The organism is Streptomyces cyaneofuscatus, assembly GCF_000718135.1.
In the GTDB taxonomy this organism is placed as follows: Bacteria; Actinomycetota; Actinomycetes; order Streptomycetales; family Streptomycetaceae; genus Streptomyces; species Streptomyces cyaneofuscatus.
Map to the genome: position 1 here is coordinate 44,467 of NZ_JOEM01000017.1, position 25,228 is coordinate 69,694.

At 72.1% G+C, this 25,228-nt stretch carries 24 protein-coding genes; 12 read left to right on the forward strand and 12 right to left on the reverse strand.

What is annotated here, in order from left to right; genetic code table 11:
• Positions 1–116: 116 nt before the first annotated feature.
• Together IF17_RS0126180 and IF17_RS0126185 are read left to right on the forward strand one after the other, a co-directional pair.
• Positions 117–1,307, forward strand: a complete 1,191-nt coding sequence (locus tag IF17_RS0126180; protein WP_030570578.1) for a zinc-dependent alcohol dehydrogenase — start codon at positions 117–119, stop codon at positions 1,305–1,307.
• 36 nt (positions 1,308–1,343) lie between these two features.
• Positions 1,344–2,390, forward strand: coding sequence for an SDR family oxidoreductase (locus IF17_RS0126185; RefSeq protein WP_030570581.1), 1,047 nt, complete (start codon positions 1,344–1,346; stop codon positions 2,388–2,390).
• A 28-nt stretch (positions 2,391–2,418) separates the two neighbouring features.
• Here IF17_RS0126185 and IF17_RS0126190 read toward each other — a convergent pair whose 3' ends face one another.
• From IF17_RS0126190 to IF17_RS0126210, 5 genes are all read right to left on the reverse strand, one after another.
• Positions 2,419–3,687: a cytochrome P450 gene (locus IF17_RS0126190; RefSeq protein ID WP_030570584.1), complete on the reverse strand. Its 1,269-nt coding sequence runs from the start codon at positions 3,685–3,687 to the stop codon at positions 2,419–2,421.
• 53 nt (positions 3,688–3,740) lie between these two features.
• Positions 3,741–4,550 (reverse strand): SDR family oxidoreductase, encoded by an 810-nt coding sequence (locus IF17_RS0126195; protein WP_051884124.1) that lies wholly within the window; start codon positions 4,548–4,550, stop codon positions 3,741–3,743.
• Between the two features lie 116 nt (positions 4,551–4,666).
• On the reverse strand, positions 4,667–5,587 hold the full coding sequence (locus tag IF17_RS01000000136700; protein ID WP_063830242.1) for a polysaccharide pyruvyl transferase family protein: 921 nt from the start codon (positions 5,585–5,587) through the stop codon (positions 4,667–4,669).
• Positions 5,588–5,670: 83 nt separating this feature from the next.
• On the reverse strand, positions 5,671–6,780 hold the full coding sequence (locus IF17_RS0126205; RefSeq protein ID WP_051884125.1) for an FUSC family protein: 1,110 nt from the start codon (positions 6,778–6,780) through the stop codon (positions 5,671–5,673).
• A complete protein-coding gene (locus IF17_RS0126210; RefSeq protein WP_030570591.1) occupies positions 6,777–7,571 on the reverse strand; it encodes a SigB/SigF/SigG family RNA polymerase sigma factor in 795 nt (264 codons plus the stop codon). The genes IF17_RS0126205 and IF17_RS0126210 overlap by 4 nt, the downstream gene beginning before the upstream one ends.
• A gap of 417 nt (positions 7,572–7,988) precedes the next feature.
• On the opposite strand from IF17_RS0126210, the gene IF17_RS0126215 reads away from it, so the two are divergent.
• On the forward strand, positions 7,989–9,200 hold the full coding sequence (locus IF17_RS0126215; RefSeq protein ID WP_030570594.1) for a baeRF2 domain-containing protein: 1,212 nt from the start codon (positions 7,989–7,991) through the stop codon (positions 9,198–9,200).
• A 66-nt stretch (positions 9,201–9,266) separates the two neighbouring features.
• The gene (locus tag IF17_RS0126220) at positions 9,267–10,055 is read left to right on the forward strand and encodes a VOC family protein (protein ID WP_078616035.1); all 789 of its coding nucleotides are present in this window, start codon (positions 9,267–9,269) and stop codon (positions 10,053–10,055) included.
• A 39-nt stretch (positions 10,056–10,094) separates the two neighbouring features.
• On the opposite strand, the gene IF17_RS0126225 is transcribed toward IF17_RS0126220, so the two are convergent.
• From IF17_RS0126225 to IF17_RS0126235, 3 genes are all read right to left on the reverse strand, one after another.
• Entirely contained in the window at positions 10,095–10,763 is a 669-nt protein-coding gene (locus IF17_RS0126225; RefSeq protein WP_030570599.1) for an HAD family hydrolase, read from the reverse strand.
• A 74-nt stretch (positions 10,764–10,837) separates the two neighbouring features.
• Positions 10,838–11,311 carry a DUF5709 domain-containing protein gene (locus IF17_RS0126230; protein ID WP_030570604.1) on the reverse strand — a complete coding sequence of 158 codons (474 nt, stop codon included), beginning with the start codon at positions 11,309–11,311 and terminating at the stop codon, positions 10,838–10,840.
• A 45-nt stretch (positions 11,312–11,356) separates the two neighbouring features.
• Entirely contained in the window at positions 11,357–11,683 is a 327-nt protein-coding gene (locus IF17_RS0126235; protein WP_030570607.1) for a hypothetical protein, read from the reverse strand.
• A gap of 604 nt (positions 11,684–12,287) precedes the next feature.
• Here IF17_RS0126235 and IF17_RS0126240 point away from each other — a divergent pair.
• The gene (locus IF17_RS0126240) at positions 12,288–12,524 is read left to right on the forward strand and encodes a DUF5133 domain-containing protein (RefSeq protein WP_030570609.1); all 237 of its coding nucleotides are present in this window, start codon (positions 12,288–12,290) and stop codon (positions 12,522–12,524) included.
• Between the two features lie 46 nt (positions 12,525–12,570).
• Here IF17_RS0126240 and IF17_RS0126245 read toward each other — a convergent pair whose 3' ends face one another.
• Positions 12,571–13,302, reverse strand: a complete 732-nt coding sequence (locus tag IF17_RS0126245) for a GAF and ANTAR domain-containing protein (protein ID WP_030570612.1) — start codon at positions 13,300–13,302, stop codon at positions 12,571–12,573.
• 218 nt (positions 13,303–13,520) lie between these two features.
• Here IF17_RS0126245 and IF17_RS0126250 point away from each other — a divergent pair, with 218 nt between their 5' ends.
• Both IF17_RS0126250 and IF17_RS0126255 read left to right on the forward strand, forming a co-directional pair.
• Positions 13,521–14,006 (forward strand): STAS domain-containing protein, encoded by a 486-nt coding sequence (locus IF17_RS0126250; protein WP_030570615.1) that lies wholly within the window; start codon positions 13,521–13,523, stop codon positions 14,004–14,006.
• 498 nt (positions 14,007–14,504) lie between these two features.
• Positions 14,505–15,233 (forward strand): GAF and ANTAR domain-containing protein, encoded by a 729-nt coding sequence (locus tag IF17_RS0126255; protein ID WP_030570618.1) that lies wholly within the window; start codon positions 14,505–14,507, stop codon positions 15,231–15,233.
• Between the two features lie 68 nt (positions 15,234–15,301).
• Here IF17_RS0126255 and IF17_RS0126260 read toward each other — a convergent pair whose 3' ends face one another.
• Positions 15,302–15,904: a flavodoxin family protein gene (locus IF17_RS0126260; RefSeq protein ID WP_030570621.1), complete on the reverse strand. Its 603-nt coding sequence runs from the start codon at positions 15,902–15,904 to the stop codon at positions 15,302–15,304.
• 255 nt (positions 15,905–16,159) lie between these two features.
• On the opposite strand from IF17_RS0126260, the gene IF17_RS0126265 reads away from it, so the two are divergent.
• The 3 genes from IF17_RS0126265 to IF17_RS0126275 all read left to right on the forward strand — a co-directional run bounded on the left by IF17_RS0126265 (position 16,160) and on the right by IF17_RS0126275 (position 20,910).
• Entirely contained in the window at positions 16,160–17,437 is a 1,278-nt protein-coding gene (locus tag IF17_RS0126265; RefSeq protein WP_417159441.1) for an ATP-grasp domain-containing protein, read from the forward strand.
• Between the two features lie 56 nt (positions 17,438–17,493).
• Positions 17,494–19,527, forward strand: coding sequence for a CocE/NonD family hydrolase (locus tag IF17_RS0126270; RefSeq protein WP_030570626.1), 2,034 nt, complete (start codon positions 17,494–17,496; stop codon positions 19,525–19,527).
• A gap of 84 nt (positions 19,528–19,611) precedes the next feature.
• Positions 19,612–20,910, forward strand: coding sequence for a cation:proton antiporter (locus tag IF17_RS0126275; protein ID WP_030570629.1), 1,299 nt, complete (start codon positions 19,612–19,614; stop codon positions 20,908–20,910).
• Here the strand turns inward: IF17_RS0126275 and IF17_RS0126280 are convergent.
• Both IF17_RS0126280 and IF17_RS0126285 read right to left on the reverse strand, forming a co-directional pair.
• A complete protein-coding gene (locus IF17_RS0126280) occupies positions 20,907–21,794 on the reverse strand; it encodes an SDR family oxidoreductase (protein ID WP_030570632.1) in 888 nt (295 codons plus the stop codon). The two genes, IF17_RS0126275 and IF17_RS0126280, sit on opposite strands and share 4 nt — an antisense overlap.
• A gap of 68 nt (positions 21,795–21,862) precedes the next feature.
• Entirely contained in the window at positions 21,863–22,690 is an 828-nt protein-coding gene (locus IF17_RS0126285; protein ID WP_030570635.1) for a pentapeptide repeat-containing protein, read from the reverse strand.
• A 147-nt stretch (positions 22,691–22,837) separates the two neighbouring features.
• Between IF17_RS0126285 and IF17_RS0126290 the strand changes: the two genes are divergently transcribed.
• Both IF17_RS0126290 and IF17_RS0126295 read left to right on the forward strand, forming a co-directional pair.
• Positions 22,838–23,410, forward strand: coding sequence for a PadR family transcriptional regulator (locus tag IF17_RS0126290; protein WP_030570638.1), 573 nt, complete (start codon positions 22,838–22,840; stop codon positions 23,408–23,410).
• A gap of 90 nt (positions 23,411–23,500) precedes the next feature.
• Positions 23,501–25,225, forward strand: a complete 1,725-nt coding sequence (locus tag IF17_RS0126295; RefSeq protein WP_030570641.1) for an acyl-CoA dehydrogenase family protein — start codon at positions 23,501–23,503, stop codon at positions 25,223–25,225.
• Positions 25,226–25,228: the final 3 nt, after the last annotated feature.

Sequence of the window (25,228 nt, forward strand, 5' to 3'; positions counted from 1 at the left end):
ACCGGTCCTTCATCAGGCTTCTCGTGTGTTTCACCAGGCATCTCGTGGGAACTCGGCACTCGTTCATCACTCGGGGGAACGGCCGTGAAATCCGACGAGGAACAGGGAGTGGCACCGTGCGCGCATTGACCTACCAAGGAAAGCGGGACGTCCGGGTGGAGACCGTTCCGGATCCGAAGATCCAGGATCCGACGGACATCATCGTCAAGATCACCTCCACCGGGATCTGCGGCTCCGACCTGCACCTCTACGAGGTGCTGGGCCCCTACCTCGACCCGGGCGACATCCTCGGCCACGAACCGATGGGCATCGTGGAGGAGGTGGGCCCCGAGGTGCACTCCGTCGCGCCGGGGGACCGGGTGGTCATCCCCTTCAACGTCTCCTGCGGCCACTGCTACATGTGCGGCCAGGGGTTGCACTCGCAGTGCGAGACCACCCAGGTCCGCGAGCGCGGCTCGGGCGCCTCCCTCTTCGGGTACACCAAGCTCTACGGGCAGGTGCCCGGCGGCCAGGCGGAGTACCTGCGGGTGCCCTTCGGCAACGACCTGCCGATCAAGGTCCCGCACGGCCCCTCGGACGACCGGTTCGTCTACCTGTCGGACGTCCTGCCGACCGCCTGGCAGGCCGTGGAGTACGCGGACATCCCGCCCGGTGGCAGCGTCACCGTCCTCGGCCTCGGCCCCATCGGCGCGATGGCCGCACGGATCGCGATCCACCGGGGCGCCGGCCTCGTCATCGGCGTGGACCTCGTCCCCGAACGCCTCGACCGGGTCAGCGCCTACGGTGCCACCTGTCTCGACCTGCGCCGGTACGACAAGGGCAAGGACCTCGGCGACGCCGTCCGGGACCTCACCGACGGGCGTGGCACCGACGCGGTGATCGACGCGGTCGGCATGGAGGCCCACGGCGCGCCCGTCGCCAAGGCCGCCCACGCGGCGGTCGGCCTGCTCCCCGACAAGGTGGGCCAGCGCCTGATGGAAACGGCGGGAATCGACCGGCTCACCGCTCTGCACACCGCGATCGACCTGGTGCGCAGGGGCGGCACGATCTCCATCTCCGGCGTCTACGGCGGCTCCGCCGACCCGATGCCGCTGCTGACCATGTTCGACAAGCAGATCCAGCTCCGCATGGGCCAGGCCAACGTCAAGCGCTGGGTCGACGACCTGCTGCCGCTGCTGGTCGACGGCGACCCGCTGGGCGTGGACTCCTTCGCCACCCACCACCTGTCGCTGGAGGAGGGGCCCCAGGCGTACGAGACGTTCCAGAAGAAGGCCGACGGGATGATCAAGACCCTGCTCGTCCCCTGACCTCCTGACCTCGATTCCCGACGGAAGGAAGCGTTCATGGACACCACCGGACGGCCCGGCGGCAAGCGGATCGTGGTCACCGGGGCCACCGGCAACGTGGGGACGAGCGTCGTCCGCGCCCTGGCCGCCGACCCCGAGGTCGGCTCGGTCCTCGCCCTGGCGCGCAGGCGGCCCGCACTGAAGATCGCGGGGGTGGAGTGGGACACCGTCGACCTCTCGCGCGACGACAGCGAGGAGCGGCTCACCGGCCTGCTGCGCGGGGCGTACGCCGTCGTCCACCTGGCGTGGCGCTTCCAGCCCACCCACGACCCGGTCACCACCTGGCAGAGCAACGTGCTCGGCTCCCAGCGGGTCTTCCGCGCGGTGGAGCGGAGCGGGGTCCCCGCCCTGGTGCACGCCTCGTCCGTCGGCGCCTACTCGCCCGGCCCCAAGGACGAGCCCGGCGTGGACGAGGAGTGGCCGACCCACGGCTGGCCGGACGCCGCCTACTGCCGGGAGAAGGCCTACCTGGAGCGCGTCCTCGACACCTTCGAGCTGCGGCATCCGCAGATCCGGGTGGTCCGGATGCGCCCCGGCTTCCTCTTCAAGGAGACGGCCGCGCCCGAACAGCGCCGCATCTTCGCCGGCCGCCATGTCCCCGGCAACCTCCTCCGCCCCGACCTGCTGCCCTTCGTGCCGGACCTTAAGGGGCTGCGGTTCCAGGTGCTCCACACCGACGACGCAGCCGAGGCGTACCGGCTGGCCGTGCTCAAGGACGTGCGCGGCCCCTTCAACCTGGCGGCGGACCCGGTGGTCGACGCCCGCGTCCTGGCGGAGCTGCTCGACGCCCGGATCGTACGGGTGCCCAGGGCGCTGGTGCGTACGGCGCTCGCGGGCGCCTGGCGGGCCCACGCCGTACCGGCCTCGCCGCACCTCTTCGACGCGGTGCTGCGGCTGCCCGTACTGGACTCCACCAGGGCGCACGAGGTGCTTGGGTGGCAGCCCGCCCGTACAGCGGAGGAGGCGCTGAACTCCTTTTTGCACGGGGTGCGGGAGGGCAAGGGCGAGGAGACCGCCCCGCTGGCCGGCCGGAAGGTCGGCTGAGGCCCGGCGGGGCGGCGTCCCGCAAGGTTCAGCTACGGCTCGAGGCCCCGGCGCGTGCACCGGCCGGGGCCGCCGCCACGTCACCGATGACGAACCCGCTCCTGGGCGCCGTCGGGATCCGGCGCAGCGGGATGCGCAGGTCCTGTTCCCCGACGTCGTACGAGGTCCGGGCGAGGAACCTCGCGACCTCCGCCAGGACCGCGACCGTCACGTCCTCCCCGGGGCACCGGTGGCCGTCCACCGGACCGCCGCCCTGCGGGACCAGCGCGTCGACGGGCGGGGCGCTGCCCAGGAAGCGGGTCGGGTCGAAGCGGTACGGCTCCGGCCACAGATCCGGGTCGTGGTCCAGACCGTACAGGTCCAGCAGCACCATCGTGCCCGGCTCGATCGTCTGCCCGGCCCACTCCAGCCGCTGAGCCGCCAGGCCCCCCACGAAGGGCGCGAACGGATAGAACCGGCGGACCTCCTGGGCGAACGACCATGCGTACTCGGGGCCGTCGCCGCCCGCCAGGACCTCACGGTGTTCGGGGTTGCGGTGCAGGGCGTGCGCGGCGAAGACGGCGAACCAGGTGATGGCCACCGTCGGCCGCACCACGTTGAGCACCTCGACCGCCGCGGTGTGCGGCGTCAGCAGCGCACCGTCCGCGTCCCGGTGCTCCGTGATCGTCCGGAACACCGTGCGACCGGAACCGTCACCCTCCGGGGCCGCCCCCTCCCGCGCGGCCTCCACCAGCGGGGCCAGTCGCTCCTCCTGGTGGCGGCGCGCCCGCCGGGCGGCGAAGTGGCGGGGGCCGACGGCGGCGAAACCGTCGACCATGGCGATCAGGTCCCGCGCCGCGGGTGCCACCGCGTCCTCGGCCAGGGGCACTCCCGCCCAGGCGTGCACGGCGCGGGTGAGCACCTGCGCCATCTCGTCGAAGAGGACCACCCGCCCGCGCGTGGCCCAGTCGTCCCGGGCCGCTTCCAGCTCCCCGGCGACTAGCTCGGAGAGGTCCCGCACCCGGGACGGGTCCTTGAGCAGACCGGTGAAGAGCGCCTTGCGCACCCCGTGGCGTTCGCCGTCCAGGGTGTGCACCGCGCCCCGGCCGAAGAGTGTGTCGATCACCGGTTGCGGCAGGGCGTCGGTGCGGCGGATGTGCTTCTCGTCGTAGAAGAACCGCACCGCCGCCGGACCGTGCAGCGCGATCGCCCGCTTGCCCAGCAGCCGGGTGCGCACGGGCGCTCCGCCGCTGCGGCGCCTGCGGTCGGGCAGCCAGGCGTAACCGCGCAGCAGGAGCGGCAGGGTGACATCGGCCATGAGGGTCCTCCGTGGTGGGTGGGGTTCACGTCGTACGAGGTTCCGGTGCGGGCTCAGGGGCGGCGCCAGTCGTCGGAGCGCAGATGGGAGCCGGCCTGCGGCCCCATGCGCAGCATCCCGCCGTCCACGGCCCAGGAGGCCCCGGTCGTGTACGACGACTCCGGGCCCGCCAGGAAGGCGACGACGGCGGCGACCTCCCGGGCGTCGCCCGGCCGCCCGAGCGGAATGCCGGGCCGGTCCACGCCCTCGACCTCGGTGTCCTCCTGCCCCGTCATCGGGGTGGCGATCTCACCGGGGGCCACCGCGTTCACCGTGATGCCGTACTCGGCCAGTTCCAGGGCCATCACCTGCGTCAGCAGGCCCAGGCCCCCTTTGGCAGCGCAGTAGGGAGCCGCGCCGACCCTCGGCTGGTGCTCGTGCACCGAGGTGATGTTCACGATGCGGCCGCCGTCCCCCTGGGCGATCATCCGGCGGGCCGCACGCTGCGAGCAGAGGAACGGCCCGATGAGGTCCACGTCGATCACCTGCTTGACCGTCGCGTGGTCCAGGTCGAGGAACCGGGTGGAGGTCCCGGTGCCCGCGCAGTTGACCAGGACGTCGACGCGGCCCAGCTCGTCGGCCAGGGCGTCCACCACATCGGCGGCCTCCGGGAGTTGGGTGAGATCCAGCCGGGCCAGGGCGGCGCGCCGCCCGGACGCCCGCACCTCCTCGGCCGTGCTCTCGCCGCCCTCGCGGTCGCGGTGGTAGGTGATGCCCACATCCATGCCCTGGTGCGCGAGCTTGACGGCGACGGCTCGGCCGATGCCCGAATCCGCGCCGGTCACCAGCGCGACCGGGGCGACGGGCCGGGTCTCTTCGGTCATCTCTCCTCCTGGATCCGGGTGGCGGCGGGGGACCGGACGGCCGGCGTCCGCCGCGCGGGCGGGTACCACCGTCACCCGGTGCCAAACATCCGGCGGTCCGTCGCCGGGCTGCGTACTCAGGAGCGGCCGCCGCGCTCGGCCTCGACGTCCGTGACAGCCGTGCGCGGCGCCGCCGGGCGGTGGCCGCGCCGACGGGGGAGAGGCACCAGTCCCACCAGTGGTCCAGGAGGCTCGGTGGTCAGATCCTCACCGGGCAGCAGGGCGGGCCAGCGCGCCACCTCCGCCTGCGCGGAGACCTTGGCCCCGCCCCTGACCGGGTCCACGGCCGACACGGGAACCCCGGCCCGCAGGGCGAGGACCAGGCCGTGCAGCCGGTCGGTGACCAGGGCGTCGAGTCGGCCGACCAGCGAGAGGTACTGGTCCGGTGTCCGGCAGTGGCTCCACTCGTCGTACGCCAGCCGGGTGTCCGCCTCGACCCGCGCACAGTCCTTCCCGGCCAGCCAGGGGAGCAGGACACCGGCCACGCTGTCGTGGTGCCGCCGCTCACCTTGCCCGTACGTCAGAGCCACCCCCACCGCCGGCGTGGCGGACATCGTCGGCGCGGCGGTGGCGAGGTCCGGCGACGGGGCGCTGCCCGGTCCGTCGCGCGCCTCGATGCGGTGGAACCCGCCGGCGGCCGGCCGGTCCGGCTCCACCACCCTCACCCCGACGGCGACGCGCCGACAGGAGGCGTAGCGGCGGTGCAGGGCCGTGAGCTGCTCCCCGTGGACGGGCCCGCAGACGAAGAGGAGCTGCTCGTAGGCGGAGGGGAGCGCGGCTTCGAGCGTCAGCCCGCCCGGGGCGAAGGCCGGGCTCCAGGCCGTGTCGTGGGCGATGCCCAGCCGGTGGAGCGCGGCCGACACGGCCCGCTGGGCCAGGGCGTCGCCCGCCGTCACCTCGCCGTCCAGGAAGCTGAACCAGCCGGTGACCAGGACCCGGCCCGTGGGGCCGCGGGGCCGCAGCAGGTCGTCCAGTCGTGAAGCGAGGGATGGTCGCATGTCGTCCGTCGGCTCCTTCTTCCCGATGACGGGGCTGAGTCCGGTGAGTCTGCTCCCGGCCCTCCGGTTCCGCGAGCGATCGGTCAGCCGCCGACGGGCCCCTTCCCGTCCTCATCGGGCGCGAGGTCGTCCAGCAGGGCCTGGCAGGCGGCGACCAGGCTGCCGAGCGAGGCACCCGCATCGGGCTCCGGTCCGTGCAGGTGGCGCTTGGCCGAGGCGAGGGCCCGGTGGGCCTCGGCCAGGCGGGCGTTGCGGCGGCCGCGCCGCTCGTCGTCCGGGCCGTGCTCCATGACCATCTGGTCGACGGCGCACACCTCTGCGGCGGCGGCGAGGAGATCACTGAGGTCGTCCAGGGCCGGGCGCGGCGGCCGGGGGAGCCCCCGCCGCTCGGCGGCTGTCTCCCACAGCGTCAGCGTCAGCGTGAGGAGGCGGTCCCCCACTCGCGCCCACAGGACATCCCACGTGTCGGACGGCTCGGGGATCCTGCGGCGGAGGCGGTGGCCGGGGTTGAGCCGGAAGCTCTCCGAGGCCCATCCCCGTGCGACCCGCAGTTCCGAGAGGGCGCCGAGCGTCTCCCCCGCGGCGCGGTACCACTGCTCCGCCTGCTCCTCGTCGTAGTCGTCGCGGACGCCGTCGCTCAGTCGCCGCAGCAGGTGCGCGCAGTCGCGCGGCAACGCGCACGCCAGTCGGTTGACGTGCTGGGAGTGCACCGGCGGCAGGATGAAGGCGTTCACCGCGACGCCCACTGCGGCCCCCACGGCGGTCTCCAGCAGCCGGTGTCCGACGGCGGCCAGCGAATAGGAGCCGTAGGCGAGCACGAACAGCGCTGTGGTGGGCGCGTACAGGCCCTGTCCGCCGACCGGGGCCCAGTTGCCGAGCAGCACCGCGATCGGAAGCGCGATGATCATGGCGGTCATGGTGTCGTCCGTGAGGAGGGCGGCACCGGCTGCGAGCAGCGTCCCGGCCGTGATCATCAGGAACAGCTGGAGCGCGGTGCGCATCGACCGGTAGACCGTCCCCTGGACCAGGGCGACGGCCGCCCAGGGGGCCATCAGAGCCATCGGGGCGGCCAGCCACCACCCTGTCACCGCCCAGGCGATGGAAGCCGCGGCCGCGGCTTTGAGGGACTGCACGACCTGGTACCGGTCGGGGCGCCCCACGCGCGGAGCCAGGCGGGCGAGGCGTCCCTTCACACGGCGTCCTTGAGGGCCCCGGCGCGCACGCGCTCGCAGGACCGGCTGATCAGGCGGGAGACGTGCATCTGGGATATGCCGAGGCGTTCCGCGATGCTGACCTGCGTCATGTCACGGAAGTACCGCAGGTACAGGATGGTCCGCTCGCGCTCGGGCAGCTTGCGCAGCCCCGGCTTGACGGCCTCGCGGTCGACGGCGACATCCAGGGCGTGGTCCCAGGAGCCCAGCCGGTCGGCCAGGGTGGTACCGCCGTCCGTGCCCGCCTGCTCGGCGTCGAGGGACAGGGCGCTGTAGCTGTCCAGGGCCTCCAGACCGAGCAGGACGTCCTCCTCGGCAAGTCCCGCCTCCGACGCGATCTCGGCGCAGGTGGGGGCGCGTCCGCCGAGCCGCTGGGTGAGGTCGCGCCGCGCCGTCCGGACCCGGTTGCGCAGGTCCTGGACCCGGCGGGGAACGTGGACGTCCCAGGTGTGGTCACGGAAGTGCCGCTTGAGCTCGCCCGTCACCGTCGGTACGGCGAACGTCTCGAAGGCCTTGCCCCGGGCGGGGTCGTAGCGGTCCACCGCCTTCACCAGCCCCATCGCGGCCACCTGGCGCAGATCGTCCAGCGACTCGCCCCGGTAGCGGAAGCGGGCCGCCAGCCGGTGCGCCATCGGCAGCCAGGCGCAGATCGTCTCCTCGCGCAGAGTCTCCCGCTCCGGTCCCGGAGGGAGCGCGCTCAACCTCTGGAACGCCATGTCGGACGACGGGACGTCCGCCTCCGGCAGCGGCTCGGGGGTAGGTGCAGCGTGCATGGTGGTCACTCCTCGACAACGATGCTCGGTCGCCGTAGGAGTGCTCGCAAGCCGGACAGTCGTCGCCCGGGACTCCCACGGGCGCCTCATGTCCGAAGCACTTTTTGCCTCTTACCCGGCCTAACCCGGGCCAAACGTATGAAATTCTCCCACTGAGGAGTGGCGCCGCCCGGGCGTCGGCGCGGGACTGCGGACAACCCCTGACTCCCGTGATCTGCGGTCCCGCCCCCTCGGCCGATCGCCCGGCCATCGGGCCGGGTTCCCCTCCGCGTGAGCGCCAAACAGCCTGGGATGTGATCCGGCAGGGGGCGGAGGCGTCGGGCAGGGCCGGCATTCGCGGTGCTTCGCAGCGTATGGGCCGGTGCGGAATGGGTACCCGCATCGGCTGAGCCCACCCCGACAGACCGGGAGGAAACCATGGATCTCGCACCCCTGACGCCACTGTACGAACGTCCTGGCCCCTGGGCGTCGGCCTACCTCGACACCTCGTTCGCCGACGAAGCCACGCTCAGCCGCCGTGAGCTCAAGGGGCGGCAGATCAGCGAGGAACTGGCAGCGCAAGGGGCGGATCAGGAGACCTGCCGGGCAGTGCGCCGGGCGATCGACTCCTACGCGTACGGACAGACGCCCGGCAGGGCCGTCTTCGCCGCCCACGGCCAGGTCGTGTTCGAACCGGTTCTGGGTATCCCGCCACCGGACGAGTCCTCCGCCGTATGGGCTCCGCTGCCGCACGTGGCACCGCTGTTGGAGCTGACTCCGGACGAGCCGGACACGCTCGTCGTGCACATCGACCGGGTCGGCGCCGACTTCGAGCTGCGCACAGCGGCAGGCAACCGGCCCGAGGGCACCGTCGAGGGCCGTGACTGGCCCGTGCACCGCACAGCCACCTCCGACTGGTCCGAGCGCCACTTCCAGCTGAGCGTGGAGAACACCTGGGAGGAGAACGCCCGCACCGTCGCCTCCGCCGTCGAGGAAGCCGTCACCAGGACGGGAGCGGCACTCGTCGTCCTGGTGGGCGACGAGCGGGAGCGGCGGACCGTGCACGAGGCGCTGCCCGCGCAGTTCCGGGTCGCCGTCGTCGAGACCGGCCACGGCGGGCGCGCCGCCGGGTCGGACAGCACCCGGCTGGACGAGTGGATCGCGGCCGAGCGCCGGCGGCAGGCGTACGCGCGCGCCGACGAGACGCTGGAGCGGTTCGCCGCGGCCAAGGGCCGCGACGGCAGCACCGGGGCGGCCGACGGCGTCGAGGCGCTGGTCGACGCCGCGCGCGAGCACCGGATCGCCACGCTGCTGCTCCGCCCGGACGGGCCCGACACCCACCGCGAGGTCTGGGCGGGCCCGAAGGCCGAACAGATCGCACTGCGCCGCACCGACGCCCGCGCGCTCGGCGAACCGGAACCCTTCCCCGTCCGCGCCGACGACGCGCTGCTGCGGTCGGCGACGCTGACGGGCGCGGACGTGGTCGTCGTCGGCGTGGACGCCGCCCGGGACCGGAGCCCTGCCGAGGACCTGGCGGCCGACAACCGCCCGGAGACCGGACGGAGCGGATCCGAGCCGGTGGGTGGCCTCGGAGCCGTCCTGCGCTGGCCGACCGACGGGAATCACCCGCTGGTGGAGACCGGCACCTGAGGCCAGGTGGAGGGCCGCGGTGGCCCGCGATGCGTCGGCGTCGAAGGGCGCCCGGCCGAGGAGACGATGACCATGCCGATCATGACCGAGGCCCTGCCCGTGCGGGGCGCGCCGTGCTGGGTCAACCTGCTGGTGCGCGACCTGCCCGGCGCGCAGGCCTTCTACGCCGCTGTGCTCGGCTGGAAGTTCGACGACTCCGGGATCCTGGGGGAGGGCTTCTCGGTCGCGCTCGACGACGGGCGTCCGGTCGCCGGTATCGGGGCCCGCTCCCCGTTCCAGGCGGCCCCTACGGTGTGGACGCCGTACTTCGCCTCCGCCGACGTGAACGGCACCGCCGACCGGATCCGCGAACGGGGCGCGACCGTCGCGGTCGGCCCGCTCGCCGTGGGGGAGGGGCGAGCTGCGATCGCCTCCGACCGGGACGGTGCGGTCTTCGGGGTCTGGGAAGGCGCCGCTCCCGTCTGGTCGGCGAGTGCGGCGGGCGCTCTGCCGTGGCTGGAGCTGTGGACCCGGGACGCCTTCGAGGCCGCCCTGTTCTACGGCGAGGTGTTCTCCTGGCCGCGTCCCGGCCCCGACGCCGTCGACGTCGCGTACGAGGAGGAGCAGGTCGTGGCCCGTGTGTCCGGCCGGCCCGTGGCCGTACTCTCCGGCGGTGCTGTCGGCAGCGCCCCCGACCCGAGGATCCGGCCGCGGTGGATCGTCCACTTCGAGGTGGACGACGCCTCCCGGGCGGCGGCGCAGGCGGACCGGGCGGGCGGGGAGACGTTCCCGCCGCCAGATGTACGAAGCTCCGAGTACGTCGTCCGGGACCCGGAAGGAGCGCTGTTCACGGTGGCCGAGGGCGCCGGTGTGTGAGCGCGCCGGTGTGTCCGGTATGTGAGCGCGTCGGCGAACTCACCCCGGCGGGGAGCCGAAGGGGCTCTCGTCCAGGCGGGCCAGCAGGTCGGCGGCGTCCCGGAAGACCGCGTCCGCCCCCGCCGCCTCCAGATCCGCCCGCGGAATGCCGCCCGACAGGAGCGCCACCGCGCGCACCCCGGCCCTCGCCGCAGCCTCCATGTCCCACACCGTGTCCCCCACGAACACCCCCTGACCGGCCCCGACGCCGGCCAGCTCCAGGGCCAGACGTACGGGTTCCGGGGCGGGCTTGCCCTCGTCGACGTCGTCCGAGCTCGCCGTATCCCGGATCGCCTCGTCCGCGTCCACGGCCCGCCGCAGGGCCGCCAGCTCCGGCCCGCTCGCCGAGGTGGCGAGGACGACCCGCCAGCCGCGCCCGGCCAGGGTCCGCAGTAGATCGCCCGCGCCCTCGAAGGCCGGGAGGCGGTCGAAGTACGTCCCGTAGAGCACCGTGTGCGCGGAGCTGATGGCGGAGTCCTGGTCAGGGTCCCGGTCCGGGCCTAGCAGCCGCTCGATCAGATCGCCGGAGCCGAGGCCGACCGCCCGGTGGATGTCCGGCATCGGCACGGTGTGCCCCGCCTGCCGGAACGCCTCCCACCACGCCACCACGTGCAGATGGTTGGTGTCGGTGAGCGTGCCGTCCACGTCGAAGATCGCCGCGCCTGCCATGTGCACCCGTTCCTCCGTCTGCGTGCCCCGCTGGGCCGCCTCAGCTCCCCCTGTGCCGCCCCCCGCTCACCCGGTCAGGGCCGTCGCCCTCCGCCGTCCGCATCGTCCGCGACGTGCACGGCGGCCTCCTCGGCCGACGCCGCTCCGCCGTCGATGCCCACGTCCTCGGCGAAGACATCGGTGTTCCGGCCCGTGGCGTCGTCCGCCGCGGCGAGCCGCCCGGCACGCTCGTCCCCGTCGATCCGCTCCTGCGGCTCGCCGTCGCCCTCCTGGAGATCGCCGATGCCGTCACCGGCCGGCGGTTCCACGTCAGGCATCTCCTGGGCGAGCCGCTGGTCGAGCGATTCGCCTTCACGCTCCTCCTCGCCCGTGGTGCCGAACTTGTTCACACCCAGGGGGCGTTCGGGAGGGGAGTAGCCCTCTTCCATCTGGTCGTCCAGATCACGTTCGCCGAGTGTGTTCTCCAGGTCGAGATCGTCGTTCGGGGGGTCCTGGCCGTCGTCGGCCTGGGGCTGGTACACATCGTCGCCGCGTGCTTGGTCGCTCATGGCGTCCTCTCTGCGTAGGGTTCGCGCGCTGTCCTGAAAGGCCCGTCAGCGCCCGACAGCCTTCCGCAGCTCGTCCTTGTTCATGGAGGAGCGCCCGTCGATGTTCTTCTTCTTCGCCTCTTCGTAGAGCTGGTCCTTCGTGGGCCCCTTCGCCCCCCGGTGGGAGCGTTCGCCACCGCGTTCGTAGGCGGACTTCTTGTCCTTCACCGACGTCCTGCTCGCGGTCTTCGACTCGCCGGACCGGGCGCGCTCCTTGTTCACCGTCCTGGCGGCGATCTCCTTGGCGCGCTTGGTGGAGCTGCCCCGCTCCTCCTGGCTCTCCTTGATGTGCTCGTACTGGCGCTCACGCTTCGCACTCGATCCAGCAGGCATGACGTGCTCCTTCTCCGGCCCGTCGGCCGCATGGCCGCGGGACCTCCATCGGAACGGGTGAATCGACTACCCGAATGGACGCCCACCCGCGTTTCCCGTACGAGCCCCAATAAACCGCGCCGGGAGGGAGAGGGCACGTCCGTCGTGCCGTTCCGCGTCCACTGGAGTGAAGGCGCGTCGGCGAGGTGAGGGCTTTTTCCGAGTGCGGCGCCGAGGGCTGTTTTCCCAACCCGTCGGCGCCTGAGCTCCGCGTACGCCGGATACCTGATAAGGGGAGTACCCCTCGCCCGGGCACTAAACATCTCCCCGTATACCGCTCCGCCACGCGTCGGCGCGCCTTTCACGCTTGCATGAATCGCCAAGGGCTGGGCACAGTTGTGGAACGAGGTCAGGAAGCGGCCGACTCGAATGGTCCGTGACCCCTCAGGTGAGCCGTGCTCTTATCCGGATCACTTCTCCTTCCCGTCCGAATGCGTGCCACCCGGTCATGCGCGATACGTGCTGTCGGTGTGTCGCTGGGTGTCGGTTGTCCGTCTCGGGAAAGCTGTCCGCGCTCGTTCACTTCCAGCGGGCGCCCTTGGTCGTGAGAGAAAGGCAGAGCGCGATGCTGATGGCACACCCCGCTGTACTCGAGGAACTTCTGCGCCGCTACGAAGAGTTGCGGTCGCGGTACGGCGGGGGCGACGAGGGGCTGGCCCGCAGTCTGGAGGACGTGACCTACACGTTGTGCGTCTCCACCGGGACCCGTGACATCGCCGCGGCGCTCGTCGTCGCCCGCGAGCAGCTGCGGCGCTCGGTCCCGCGAGGAAAGGCCCCGGCCTCCGCCTCGGTCCCCGCCTGACGGGCCGCCCGCGCCCGTCGCGATCGGCCGCCCGCGTCGGTGAGATTCAGGGACGCGGGCGCAGCCGGGGGCCGCTCGCCGGCGGATTGCCGGAGATACCGCCGACGAGCTGCCCGCAGAGGTCGCGCAGTTTGACATTGCGGTGTTGCGACGCGGTACGCAGCGTATGGAGCGCCTCCTCGGCCGAGCAGCGGCGCTGACTCATGACAATGCCGATCGCCTGGTCGATGACCGCACGCGACTGCAGGGCCGCTTGCAGGTCCGAGGTGAAGGTCCGGGCGTCGGAGAGCCTCTGGGCCAGCGCGATGGCGCCCGTCGCCTGGGCGGCCAGATCGCGCAGACCATCGAGGTCCGCGTCCTCGAAGCCCTTGACCTCGGGCGAGTAGATGTTCAGCGCGCCCGCCGTGTGGGAGTGCGCGGCGATCGGCAGGGAGAACGACGACAGGGTCCCGGCGGCGACGGCGAAGGCCGGATAGCCGTTCCAGCGGCTCTCGGCCCGCATGTCGATCACACTGACCTCATGCCCTTCGCGCAGGGCTTCCAGGCAGGGGCCGTCGTCCTGCCCGTACTGCGCCTCGTCCAGGGCCGGTGCGCTGGTTCCCGCGCTCACCACGGTCAGAGGGCGGTTCTCGCGCTCCAGCGTGATGCCGCAGCCATCGGAGCCCGGAGCGTTGACCAGTGCCCCCTCCACCAGCGCCTGAAGGAAGTCCTCCAGCGTGTCGGTGTCCAGGAGCAGGGAGACGAGGTCAGGCGTCCCAGGGGTCAGGGCGTCGGTCATGGTCGCTCCCTTCCGGGCCCAGGGCCCTCGCAGCCAGCATGGCACGATACGGGAAGTGGCGTCGCGGCCCCGCCGGACCCGGGCCCCTCACCGCGCGGTCCGAAGAAGCGCGGGGAAAGGGGTGTCGGATGCCCGATCGACGGGCAGGCGCGCAACGAGGTCAGGAAGCGGCCTTTCATCGGCCTGTTCCCCTGCCCGGCTGCTTCGCGGAGTACACGATGTCCTTGCTGCATTACCGTCTCGACGAGTCCCATGTGGTCGTGGAGCTGTGGGAGGTCGTCGACCACGACAACGAGTCGACGATCGAGCAGGAACTTTCCCGGCTGCTGCCCTGCTGCGGCCCGAGCACCGTCATCGTGGACGTCCTCACCCCTCTCCTCACCCCGCGGGCTCTGAGTGTGCTGCTGCGCGTGCGCGCGGCCGCCGAACAGCGCGGCGTGGCGATCGCGGTGGTGGCCCGGCACGAGACCACGCGTGAGGTGCTGAGCGCCGCGGGACTCAACCGCGTCCTTCGTGTCGCGTTCAGCCTCCAGGGCGCCGAACTCCGCAGCCGGGGGTGCGGACCGGGCGCCGACGCCTCCCGGAGGGAGAAGGCCCGGGGGCGACCGGAGCGACGGAACGCCCGGCCGGACACCCCCCGGCGCCCGAGCAGGGCGGTCGGGCCGTACACCGACACGTCCCTGCCGCGCTTTCCCGGGAACTGATGCCGATGAGGTCAGGCCGGCGCTGATGCCCGAAGGCGCTTTCCGGCCCTCCTGGCCGGGCTCCGCGATGCCGGGCGGACCGTGGCGGCCGAGAGGGCATAATGAAGCGCTGGAGGTCAGGAAACGGCCCTTGAGATTTTTTCCTGCCTCCTTGGAGTTCCCGTGAACCACGCTCTTCCCCGCCGCTCCGCCGCGGTCCCGGCCGCCGGTGCTTCCCGCCCGGTACGCATCCCGGCCTCGGCCGCCCGCAGCCGACCGCCGTCGGCCCGGCCTCTTCCCCGGGGAAGCCTCAGCAGTCCTGCAACCACGGCCGGTAACGCGCCCGCCCTTCTGCGGCCACCGCTCACCCACGCCTGACATCCCCGCCGCACGCCCGGAGCCTGTCCCAGGTGCCGGTGCGTCGGTGGAGGTTGCCCTGTCCCAGCGGCCCCGGACTGCGCCGCGCCAGCTCTGCCCCGCCCTTTTGGGAGGCGGGGCACCGCCCAGAACGAGATGATCATGACTGACAGGCCCGTGGCCGAGGTGCCGGACACGACCGCGCTGCTCCTGGAGACGACATCGCTGGACGAGTTCCTCCACGCACTCGCCCGCAGCGCCCTGGCCCTGGTGGAAGCGGCCGACGGGTGCGGCATCACACTGGAGAGACAGGGGCGTCCTGTCACCGTCTCCAGCGTGGGAGCCTCCGCCACGAAGCTGGACGAGGCCCAGTACGGGCAGGACGACGGCCCGTGCCTCCAGGCGATGCGCACCGGCCTGGAGGTCAGCGTGCCCGACACGCTGCGGGAGAGCCGCTGGGCCGACTACCCCGCCTACGCCGCCGTCTGCGGCGCCCGCTCCTCGCTCTCGCTGCCCATCGCCCCGCACAGCCACACCGCCGGCGCCCTCAACCTCTACGCGCCGCTCCCGAATGCCTTCGACGACGCCGACCTGACGGCCCTGCGGCTCCTCACCGCGCAGGCCACCGGGGCCATCGCCCTGGCCCAACGCATCGCCGACACCGAGGAGTTCGCCGCCGACCTGGAGGCCGCCCTCCAGTCGCGTACGGTCATCGACCAGGCGATCGGCGTGGTCGTCGGCCAGCAGCGCTGCACGCCGGAGAAGGCCTTCGAGGTCCTGCGTACGGCATCCCAGCACCGCAACGTGAAACTCCGGGTGCTCTGCGCCGAGCTGATCGCCAGCATCACCGGCGAGACTCCCCCCGAGGCACGGATCCAGCCCCGGGGGTGACATGCCGTCGGGCGGCCACCCGCCGGCTCAGGGGCGCCGGCTCAGGGGCGCCGGATCAGGGCGCCGGATCAGGACGACGCCGGGTAAGGGGCGTCGGCCAGCAGCCTGGCCAGGTGTACGGCGTTGGCGGCGAGCGCCCGGGTCGTCGACGCGACGGTCTCGGGCGTTTCGTCCAGGTCCTGGTAGTCGGTGCCCTGCATGGCTTCGCCGACCCAGTACGTGACCGCCCCAGGCGCCAGGGAGAAGCCGACGTCGTCGAGTCCCTGGAAGAGGTCGGCGCTCACCTTGTGGGCCCCGTCCTCGTTGCCCACGACCGCCACGGCCGCGACCTTGCCGTAGACGAGGGGACGGCCCTGGTCGTCGGTCTCCGACAACTCCCCGTCCAGCCGCTCCAGGACGCGCTGGCAGAGGCTGGAGGGGTGGCCGAGCCAGATGGGTGTGGCGATCAGCAGGATGTCGGCGGCCAGCATCTTCTCCCGGATGGCGGGCCAGGCGTCGCCGTCGCCCATGTCCACCTCGACACCCGGGCGGACATCGTGGTCGGCGATCCGGACGATCTCGCCCTGTACCCCGTGGCGGTCGAACTCGCTCATGACCTGCTCGGCGAGGTGCTGGCTGCTGGATCGGGCCGGTGACGGGTTCAACGTACAGACGAGGGCGAGTGCGCGCATGACGGGGTGTCTCCTTCGAGCTGCGGGGCGGGGGAGGCGTGCCGGCCGGCGGGCACGGCGACACTGGTGCCCCGTCAAGCGCCCCGGTACGCGCGGGCGCCGAGGAATGCCCCGAACGGAAGTGGTCCGGAGTTCTCCCGCGTCGGCCGTTTCCGTTTGAACCTCCGCACACGGGTAGACGGCGCAGAACCCCGCCGCCCTACGAGAGGAATCCCTGTGTCCCGAGATCAGCGCAAGAACATTTTCATCATCGGAATGGACGAGGCCAACCTGCGCACGCTGGAGGCCGTTCCGGACGCCGACGATTTCCGCCTCCACCCGCTCCTCAGCGTCAAGGAACTGCAGGAGGACGCCACCACCGTCGACGAACTGCTGACCCGGGCACGCGCCGTGCTGGACGCGCACGAGGGCAGCATCGATGCGATCGTCGGCTACTGGGACTTCCCGACGAGCACCCTCGTCCCCCTCCTCAGCAAGGAGTACGGGACGACCAGCACCAGCCTCGAATCCGTCGTCAAGTGCGAGCACAAGTACTGGAGCAGGCTGGAACAGCAGAAGGTCATCGACCAACACCCCCGCTTCGGCATCGTCGACCTCGACAGCGACGATCCGCAGCCGCCGGAGGGGATGAGCTTCCCCATGTGGCTCAAGCCCGCCCTGGCCTACTCCTCCGAGCTGGCCTTCGGCGTCTCGGACATGGAGGAGTTCCGGACGGCGGTCGCGGAGATACGCGGGGGCATAGCCCGGGTCGGAAAGCCCTTCGAGGCGATACTCGATCTTCTGGAACTCCCGCCGGAGATGGCGGGCGTGGGCGGCCAGGTCTGTCTCGCCGAAGAGGCCATGACCGGAATTCAGGTGGCCGTCGAGGGATATGTGCACCGGGGTGAGGTCACCGTCTACGGCGTGCTCGACTCGATCAACTACCCCGATTCCTCGTCCTTCCTGCGCCACCAGTACCCGAGCACCCTCCCGGCCCCGGTCATCCAGCAGCTGCACCAGGTCAGCGAACGCACCATGCGGCAGATCGGCATGGACAACGCCACCTTCAGCATCGAGTTCTTCTACGACCCGAAGACGGGCGACGTCAGCCTGCTGGAGATCAACCCCCGGCACTCCCAGTCGCACGCGGAGATGTTCCACTTCGTCGACGGCGTGCCCAACCACCACCGCATGTTCCGTCTCGCCCTGGGCGGCGACCCGGCCCTCCCGCCGGGCGGCGGCCGCTACAAGGTGGCCGCCAAGTGGTACTACCGCTGGTTCGGTGAGGGACGCGTCCACCAGGTGCCGACCGCCGAGGAGATCGCCGCCATCGAGCGGGACATCCCGGGCGTCCACATCGACATGGTCCCCGCCGAGGGCCAGAAGCTCTCCACCGTCCACGGTCAGGACAGCTACAGCTACGAGGTCGCCCACATCTTCACCGGCGGGGACGACGAGGACGACCTGCGCCGCAAGTTCGACGCCTGCGTCGCGGCCCTCGGCCTGAGCTTCGACGAGACCGAACCGGGCGGGCGCGGCCGGAATTCTTCGTGACGTCCCGGGTACCCGCCCCCACCGGACCCGACGTCAGGAAGGACCCTGCCACCCGTATGCGATTCGTCGAACAACTCCCTCACGAGACCGAGGTCGAGGACCACGTCACCATCCCCATGGCGGACGGGGTGCGGCTGTCGGCCAGGATCTGGCGGCCCGTCCTGCCCGACGGGGAGCCGGTGCCCGCGGTCGTGGAGTACATCCCGTACCGCAAGAACGACCTCACCTCCACCCGGGACGCCATCCACCACCCGTACATCGCGGGCCACGGCTACGCCTGCGTACGGGTGGACCTGCGCGGCACCGGGGAGTCGGAGGGCGTGCTCCTGGACGAGTACCTGGAGCAGGAGCAGCGCGACGCCGAAGAGGTGCTGGCCTGGGTCGCCGCCCAGCCCTGGTGCGACGGCAACACCGGCATGATGGGCATCTCCTGGGGCGCCTTCGCCGCGCTCCAGACGGCGGCGCGCAGGCCGCCGAGCCTGAAGGCCATCGTCATCGCCTCGTTCACCGACAACCGGTACGCGGACGACATGCACTACCTCGGTGGTGCCATGCTCTCCGACAACCTCGCCGAGGCCGGCACGATGTTCGCCTACGCCACCTGCCCGCCCGACCCCGAAGTGGTGGGGGAGCGGTGGCGGGACATGTGGCGGGAGAGGCTGGAGTCCGCCCGCCCCTGGGTCCTGGAGTGGCTGCGCCACCCGCACCGCGACGCGTACTGGCAGCACGCCTCGCTCAGCGAGGACTACGCGCAGTTGCAGTGCCCGGTCCTCGCCTCCAGCGGCTGGGCGGACGGTTACTCCAACGCCGTCACGCGGCTGCTGGCCGGCGTCGACGTGCCCCGCAAGGGGCTGATCGGCCCCTGGTCGCACAAGCTGCCGCACCTCGGCGAACCCGGCCCCGCCATCGGCTACCTCCAGGAGGTCGTCAAGTGGTGGGACCACTGGCTCAAGGGCGTCGACAACGGGGTCATGGACGGGCCGATGCTCCGCACCTGGATGCAGGAGAGCGTCCCGCCCTCCACGTCGTACGAGGAGCGCCCCGGCCGCTGGGTCGCCGAACCCTCCTGGCCGTCCCCGCAGATCAAGGAGGTGGTGCACCCGCTGCGCGGCGCCACCATCGTGGCGGCGGACGAGGAGGAAGCCCTCCCGCGCGGCCGTACGCGTACGGTGCAGTCGCCGCTCTCCGTCGGCCAATTCGCGGGCAAGTGGGCCTCCTACAACGCTCCGCCCGACCTGCCCTACGACCAGCGCGAGGAGGACGGCGGCTCCCTGGTCTTCGAGACCGAACCGCTCACCGAGCGGGTGGAGATCCTCGGCTCGCCCTCCGTGGACCTGGAGGTCTCCGCCTCCGCCCCGGTCGCCCAGGTCACCGCCCGGATCTCTGACGTCGCCCCGGACGGCCGCGCCACCCGGGTCACGTACGGCGTGCTGAACCTGACCCACCGGGAGAGCGACGAACACCCCGAGCCGCTGGAGCCCGGCCGCCGCTACCCCGCCCGGATCACGCTGAACGGGGTCGCGCAGGCCTTCCCGCCCGGGCACCGCATCCGGCTCTCCCTCTCCACCTCGTACTGGCCCCTGGTCTGGCCGGCCCCGGAGCCGGCCCTGCTCACCATCCACGAGGACGGCGCCGCCCTGACCCTGCCGGTACGCCCCACCGAGGAGCCGGACGGCATGCCCCAGGCGTCCTTCGGGGAACCGGAGGGGTGCCGGCCGCCCCCGGTCACCCGGCTCACCGAGCCCGAGCAGGCCTGGAACGTGTCCAGGAGCCTGGTGGACTACCACTCCGCCCTCGACATCGTGAAGGACCGGGGCCGCCAGCGGTACGAGGACAACGGCATCGAGGTCGGGCTGCGGGCCTGCGAGAGGTACACCTCCGTGGCCGACGACTTCGCCTCCCTGAGCGGCCGTTCGGCGTGGACCATGACGTTCTCCCGGCCCGGCTGGGACGTACGGGTCGAGACGAGCACCGTCCTCACCTCCAGCGCCGACACGTTCACCGTCGACGCGACCCTGGACGGGTACGAGGACGGCCGCCGGGTCTTCTCCCGCACCTGGAACGAGACCGTCCCCCGGAATCTGGCCTGAGCCGGGAGAAACTCCCGGCGGTGGCCTCGCGGCCCGCCCCCGGACCGGACCGCAGTGGGCGGCCGGCCGGACATGAAGAGAATGATGAGGCCTCACGTGGCGATCACCACCGTGGGTGCGGTGTACGGGTGCCTCGGCATAGGAGCCTTCCTCGCCGCCGCGCTGCCCCGGCTGCTCTCCCGTCTGCCGGTCTCCGTACCGATGGTGTTCCTCGCCGCCGGCGTGCTCCTCTACCTCACGCCGCTGCCGCTGCCCGAGGTCGACCCGGTCGCCGACCGTGTCTGGACGCAACACCTCACCGAGCTCTGCGTGATCACCTCGCTGATGGGGGCGGGCCTGGCCATCAACCGCCCCTTCGGGTGGCGGTCCTGGGCCGCCACCTGGCGGCTGCTCGGGGTGGCGATGCCGCTGACGATCGGGGCGACGGCGATCGCCGCCTGGTGGCTGCTCGGCTGGCCGGCCTCCGCCGCGCTCCTGGTGGCCGCGGCCCTCGCGCCGACGGACCCCGTTCTCGCCTCCGAGGTGCGGGTGGGGGAGCCGTCCGACGACGAGGAGGACGAGGACGAGGTCCGCTTCGCGCTGACCAGTGAGGCCGGGCTCAACGACGGGCTGGCCTTCCCCTTCGTCCTCGCGGCGGTCGCCCTCGCGGCGGCCGGGGAGAGCTGGACCGGCGGCTGGCTGACGCACTGGGCGTGGAGCGATGTGCTCGTGCGGATCGGGGTGGGTGTGGCGGCGGGCATCGCCATCGGGCTCCTGCTGGGGCGGGTGCTCTTCCGGGCCCGGGCGAAGTCGCTGCGGCTCGCCGAACACGGCGAGGGGTTCGTGGCGCTGGCCGCGATGTTCCTCTCGTACGGCGTCACCGAGGCCCTGCACGGGTACGGCTTCCTCGCGGTCTTCGCCACCGCGTGCGCCCTGCGCAGGTCCGAGCGCGACCACGGCTACAACAAGGTGATGCACGGCTTCGTCGAGCAGGTCGAACGCCTACTGATGGCCCTGCTCCTCTTCGCCGTGGGCGCGTTCGTCGCCTCGGGCGGCCTGGCCGCACTCACCTGGCGGGGCGCGGCCATAGGCGTCACCCTGCATGTCCTCATCCGCCCGGCCATCGGCTGGCTCGCCCAGCTGCGGGGCCCCGGGCTTCCGACCGAGCGGGCGGCCACCGCCTTCTTCGGGATCCGGGGCATCGGCTCGTTCTTCTACCTCGCCTACGCCTTGGGGGAGGGCGGCTTCGGGCGGTACGAGCGGGAGATGTGGGCGGTGGTGGTCTTCGCCGTCCTGATCTCCGTGGTCGTCCACGGGGTGGCGGCGACCCCGGTGACCGCGTACCTCGACCGGCGCGCGGCCAAGGCCGCGGCCGGGAAAGAGGCCGGGGAGGAGGCCTCCTAGGGAAGCGGTGTGCCGCCGGTGGCGTTCATGATCTCGCCCGTGATGAACGAGGCGTTCGCGGAGGCGAGGAAGACATAGGCGGGCGCCATCTCGGCGGGCTGCGCGGGGCGGCCCAGCGGGCTCTGCTTCCCGAACTCCTTGGTGTCCGGCAGGGTCGCCGGGATGAGCGGTGTCCAGACGGGGCCCGGGGCCACCGCGTTGACGCGGATCCCGTCGGAGGCCAGCATCTGGGCGAGCCCCTGCGTGAACGTGACGATCGCGCCCTTGGTCATGGCGTAGTCCAGCAGGTGGGGGCTGGGCTTGTACGCCTGCACCGAGGTGGTGTTGATGATCGAGCCACCCGCCGGGATGTGCGGCAGGGCGGACTTGCAGAGCCAGAACATCCCGTACAGGTTGGTCCGCACCACCCGGTCGAACTGCTCGGTCGAGATCGCGGCGATCCCGTCGGGCTGGGACATCTGGTACGCCGCGTTGTTGACCAGCACGTCGATGCGGCCGAAGTCGGAGACGGCCCGCTCGACGAGGGCACGGCACTGCTTCTCGTCCCGGATGTCACAGAGGACGGTCACCGCCGTCCGCCCCGCCGCTTCCACCAGGCGGGCGGTCTCCCGGGCTTCCTCCTCCTCTTCGGGGAGGTGGGTGAGCAGCACGTCCGCGCCTTCGCGCGCGAAGGCCAGGGCGACCGCACGGCCGATACCGGAGTCGCCCCCGGTGATCACCGTCTTCCGGTCGGTGAGGAGGCCCGAGCCCCGGTAGGAGTCCTCGCCGTGATCGGGCGGCGGATCCATGGGGCCGGTCCAGCCGGGGTGCTCCTGGTCCTGCTGCGGGAAGTCGGGGCGGGGGTGGAGGTGGGTGGGGTCCTGTGGCTGTTCGCTGCTGGTCATGGCAGCTGGGTGCCCCTGCGTACGGGGTCGAAACGGACCTCTTTGCCGTCGGCCGGGTGGCCCGTGGCTCAGGCGGCCCAGTGCCCCGGCCGCCGCAGCGCGCCCGGGATCCTGGTGGCCGCGTCGCCCCGGGCCGCGTTCAGCTGCGGCTGGGTGAGGAAGAGGGCGCCGGTCAGATCGGCGCCGGTCAGGTTCGCGTCGCGCAGGTCCGCGCCGATCAGGTCGGCGTCGCGCAGGTCGGCGCCGGAGAGGTCGGCGGCGATCAGGCAGGCGCCGCGCAGGGTGGCCCCGCGCAGCTTCGCGCCGCGCAGCCGGGCGCCGAAGAGGTCGGCGCCCCGGTGGTTCTTCTTCCGGCCGGGGACGGCGGCGCGGGCCAGCTCACTGGCGCGCAGGAGGTGGGTGTTCACCTCGGCGCGGAGGGCCGGTACGTCGACCGCGAGGAGGGTGCCGGCGGTGTCCCGGGTCAGGGCGTCGAGCCGGTCGTAGGCGCCACGCAGGTCGCGGTGGGCCGCCTTGGCGCCCGCCAGGTCCAGGGCCTCAGCCGTGTACCGCAGCAGTTCGTGCAGCTGCCGCACCACGGGGAAGACCTCGTACATCTGGCGGGCGGAGTCCGGTTCCGCACGCCAGCTGCGGCCGCCGAAGGTGACCTGGGAGACCTTCTGGCCCGCCCCGAAGCAGTCGAACACCGTGCAGCCCTGATAGCCGCGCTCGCGCAGCCGCTCGTGGATCCCGCAGCCGAAGTCCTCCTGGAGGTTGCCGCAGGGGGTCCCGGCGGCCTTGTCCGCGGCGAAGTCCGCCGAGCGGGCGAAGGGCAGCGCCACGCAGCACAGACCGAAGCAGTTCCCGCAGTCGGCCTGGAGGTCGGGGTGGCCGGCGTGGGTGGTGTGCTGGGACAAGGCGGTGGTTCTCCTGATACGGCAGGTGGATGGTGGGCGCGCGACCCATTGTCCCCGGGGCCCGAGCGCGGCGTAGCCCGGGTGAGCCGTGTCTCACCAGGCCCCGGCGACTTGTCTATGCAACGAGTTGCATAGAAGGATCGCGGTATGGCGCTCGAACACGCGATTCTCGTCTCCCTGCTGGAGAAACCCGGCTCCGGCTATGAGCTGGCCCGCCGGTTCGAGCGGTCCATCGGCCACTTCTGGACCGCCAGCCACCAGCAGATCTACCGCGTGCTGGGCCGTATGGAGGCCGACGGCCGGCTCGTCGTCCGCGAGGTCGAGCAGCAGGGCCGGCCGGACAAGAAGGAGTACTCCGTCGCCGGCCCGGGCCGCGCCGCCCTCGCCGAGTGGCTGCACAAGCCGATCGAGCCCGAGAGCCTCCGCCACGACCTCGCCGTCAAGATCCGGGGCGCCGCCTTCGACGACCCGGCCGCCCTGGTCCGCGAGGTCGAGCGCCACCGCCAGGTCCACCGGGACCGCCTCGCCCACTATCTCGCCGGAGAGGTGCGCGACTTCACCGGGCCGCAGGCGCCCGCACCCCCGGACGCGGGCCAGGAGCTCCAGCACGTCGTGCTGCGCGGCGGCATCGCGTACGAGCGCATGACGATCGCCTGGCTCGACGACGTACTCGACACCCTCCACCGGCTGGCCGGCCGACCGACGGGCCCCGGCGCCTGACGGCCCCGGCCGCCACCTCCGTGACCACCGCCGAACACACCCTCGAACCACCGCCGAACACACCCTCGACCCTCCCGGAAGGCAACCTCCATGGCTGAGTCCGCGTCCGTGCTCTTCAACCCGCGCACCTACGACCCCCAGCACTTCGACCCGGAGACCCGCAGGCTGCTGCGCGCCACCGTCGACTGGTTCGAGGAGCGCGGCAAGCGCCGGCTGATCGAGGACTACCGCTCGCGCGCCTGGCTGGGCGACTTCCTCGCCTTCTCGGCGAAGGAGGGCCTCTTCGCCACGTTCCTCACCCCTGCCTCCGCCGCCGGGAACGAGGACCAGCGCTGGGACACCGCCCGGATCGCCGCGCTCAACGAGATCTTCGGGTTCTACGGGCTCGACTACTGGTACGCCTGGCAGGTGACCGTCCTCGGCCTCGGCCCGGTCTGGCAGAGCGAGAACGCCGACGCCCGCGCCCGGGCCGCCGAACTCCTCTCCCAGGGTGAGGTGTTCGCGTTCGGCCTCTCCGAGAAGACCCACGGCGCCGACATCTACTCCACCGACATGCTGCTGGAGCCCTCCGGCGACGGCGGCTTCCTGGCCTCCGGCTCCAAGTACTACATCGGCAACGGCAACGCCGCCGGTCTCGTCTCCGTCTTCGGCCGCCGCACCGATGTCGAAGGCCCCGACGGCTATGTCTTCTTCGCCGCCGACAGCCGCCACGACGCCTACCACCTGGTGAAGAACGTCGTCGACTCCTCCAAGTTCGTCAGCGAGTTCCGCCTCGACGACTACCCGGTGGCGCCCGCCGACATCCTCCACACGGGACGCGCCGCCTTCGACGCCGCGCTCAACACCGTCAACGTCGGCAAGTTCAACCTCTGCACGGCCTCGATCGGCATCTGCGAGCACGCGATGTACGAGGCCGTCACCCACGCCAGCAACCGTATCCTCTACGGCCGCCCCGTCACCGCCTTCCCGCACGTGCGCCGCGAGCTGACCGACGCGTACGTCCGGCTCGTCGGGATGAAGCTGTTCAGCGACCGCGCCGTCGACTACTTCCGCTCGGCCGGCCCCGACGACCGCCGCTACCTCCTCTTCAACCCGATGACGAAGATGAAGGTGACCACGGAGGGCGAGAAGGTCATCGACCTGATGTGGGACGTCATCGCCGCCAAGGGCTTCGAGAAGGACAACTACTTCGCCCAGGCCGCCATCGAGATCCGGGGCCTGCCGAAGCTGGAGGGCACGGTCCACGTCAACCTCGCCCTGATCCTGAAGTTCATGCGGAACCACCTGCTGAACCCGGCGGAGTACCCGGCCGTCCCGTCCCGCCTGGACGCGGCCGACGACGACTTCCTGTTCCGACAGGGCCCGGCCCGGGGTCTCGGCGCCGTACGGTTCCACGACTGGCGCCCGGCCTTCGACGCGTACGCCGAGGTGGCGAACGTCGCCCGCTTCCGCGAGCAGGCCGACGCACTGTGCACCTTCGTCGAGACCGCCGCCCCCGACGAGGAGCAGAGCCGCGACCTCGACCTCCTCCTCGCCGTCGGCCAGCTCTTCGCCCTCGTCGTCCACGGCCAGCTGATCCTGGAGCAGGCCCGGCTGACCGGCCTGGACGAGGAGCTGCTGGACGAGCTGTTCGCCGTCCTCGTCCGCGACTTCTCCGCGCACGCCGTCGAACTCCACGGCAAGGACTCCGCCACCGAGGTGCAGCAGGAGTGGGCGCTCGGGGCCGTACGGCGTCCGGTCGTGGACGCCGAGCGTTCGGCACGGATCTGGGAGCGCGTGGCGGAGCTGTCGGGGGCGTACGAGATGGCCGAGTGAGCT

Excerpts from the sequence above, each read along its gene's own strand:
- IF17_RS0126185 (WP_030570581.1), top strand. The coding sequence starts at position 1,344 with ATGGACACCACCGGACGGCCCGGCGGCAAGCGGATCGTGGTCACCGGG.
- IF17_RS0126190 (WP_030570584.1), bottom strand. The coding sequence starts at position 3,687 with ATGGCCGATGTCACCCTGCCGCTCCTGCTGCGCGGTTACGCCTGGCTG.
- IF17_RS0126195 (WP_051884124.1), bottom strand. The coding sequence starts at position 4,550 with ATGACCGAAGAGACCCGGCCCGTCGCCCCGGTCGCGCTGGTGACCGGC.
- IF17_RS01000000136700 (WP_063830242.1), bottom strand. The coding sequence starts at position 5,587 with ATGCGACCATCCCTCGCTTCACGACTGGACGACCTGCTGCGGCCCCGC.
- IF17_RS0126210 (WP_030570591.1), bottom strand. The coding sequence starts at position 7,571 with ATGCACGCTGCACCTACCCCCGAGCCGCTGCCGGAGGCGGACGTCCCG.
- IF17_RS0126215 (WP_030570594.1), top strand. The coding sequence starts at position 7,989 with ATGGATCTCGCACCCCTGACGCCACTGTACGAACGTCCTGGCCCCTGG.
- IF17_RS0126220 (WP_078616035.1), top strand. The coding sequence starts at position 9,267 with ATGACCATGCCGATCATGACCGAGGCCCTGCCCGTGCGGGGCGCGCCG.
- IF17_RS0126225 (WP_030570599.1), bottom strand. The coding sequence starts at position 10,763 with ATGGCAGGCGCGGCGATCTTCGACGTGGACGGCACGCTCACCGACACC.
- IF17_RS0126230 (WP_030570604.1), bottom strand. The coding sequence starts at position 11,311 with ATGAGCGACCAAGCACGCGGCGACGATGTGTACCAGCCCCAGGCCGAC.
- IF17_RS0126235 (WP_030570607.1), bottom strand. The coding sequence starts at position 11,683 with ATGCCTGCTGGATCGAGTGCGAAGCGTGAGCGCCAGTACGAGCACATC.
- IF17_RS0126240 (WP_030570609.1), top strand. The coding sequence starts at position 12,288 with ATGCTGATGGCACACCCCGCTGTACTCGAGGAACTTCTGCGCCGCTAC.
- IF17_RS0126245 (WP_030570612.1), bottom strand. The coding sequence starts at position 13,302 with ATGACCGACGCCCTGACCCCTGGGACGCCTGACCTCGTCTCCCTGCTC.
- IF17_RS0126250 (WP_030570615.1), top strand. The coding sequence starts at position 13,521 with ATGTCCTTGCTGCATTACCGTCTCGACGAGTCCCATGTGGTCGTGGAG.
- IF17_RS0126255 (WP_030570618.1), top strand. The coding sequence starts at position 14,505 with ATGACTGACAGGCCCGTGGCCGAGGTGCCGGACACGACCGCGCTGCTC.
- IF17_RS0126260 (WP_030570621.1), bottom strand. The coding sequence starts at position 15,904 with ATGCGCGCACTCGCCCTCGTCTGTACGTTGAACCCGTCACCGGCCCGA.
- IF17_RS0126265 (WP_417159441.1), top strand. The coding sequence starts at position 16,160 with ATGGACGAGGCCAACCTGCGCACGCTGGAGGCCGTTCCGGACGCCGAC.
- IF17_RS0126270 (WP_030570626.1), top strand. The coding sequence starts at position 17,494 with ATGCGATTCGTCGAACAACTCCCTCACGAGACCGAGGTCGAGGACCAC.
- IF17_RS0126275 (WP_030570629.1), top strand. The coding sequence starts at position 19,612 with ATGAGGCCTCACGTGGCGATCACCACCGTGGGTGCGGTGTACGGGTGC.
- IF17_RS0126280 (WP_030570632.1), bottom strand. The coding sequence starts at position 21,794 with ATGACCAGCAGCGAACAGCCACAGGACCCCACCCACCTCCACCCCCGC.
- IF17_RS0126290 (WP_030570638.1), top strand. The coding sequence starts at position 22,838 with ATGGCGCTCGAACACGCGATTCTCGTCTCCCTGCTGGAGAAACCCGGC.
- IF17_RS0126295 (WP_030570641.1), top strand. The coding sequence starts at position 23,501 with ATGGCTGAGTCCGCGTCCGTGCTCTTCAACCCGCGCACCTACGACCCC.